This is a genomic window from Mesorhizobium sp. GbtcB19, assembly GCF_019091085.1.
GTDB lineage: Bacteria > Pseudomonadota > Alphaproteobacteria > Rhizobiales > Rhizobiaceae > Mesorhizobium.
This window is the reverse complement of the sequence record NZ_JAGXJY010000160.1, coordinates 1-313: the sequence shown is the minus strand read 5'-3', so window position 1 is coordinate 313 and position 313 is coordinate 1. Positions and strand designations below refer to the sequence as shown.

Genomic DNA, 313 nt, shown 5'->3' with positions numbered 1-313 from the left:
GGTTGCTATTGCATTCCTACAATACGGAGCATTATCAACTGTCATGGATTTACTAATAAGTGAATTGAAAGTGTGGAAACTCTACAATGTGGACGTAGATGAAACGCCTTATATTGTTGACGTAGGGGATAAAGTAATTATCGATACCGAAAAATCACTAGCTAGTATAAATGGCAGGAGCGCCCTTCCCTTAAAAGATTTATTCAGTGAATACCCAATAGTGGATGAGGGTGAAAATGAAATTATTGTCCGGCCAGCACAAATAGGAAGGGCGAAATTAAAGTATAGAGAAAGGTACCTATAAGATATGAGA

1 protein-coding gene is annotated in these 313 nt (G+C 37.7%); it reads left to right on the top strand.

The features are described from left to right. Positions 1-304 (top strand): phage tail domain-containing protein (locus KVT37_RS32040; protein ID WP_217579002.1); only part of this gene is annotated, 304 nt, incomplete at its 5' end. Positions 305-313 lie beyond the last annotated feature (9 nt).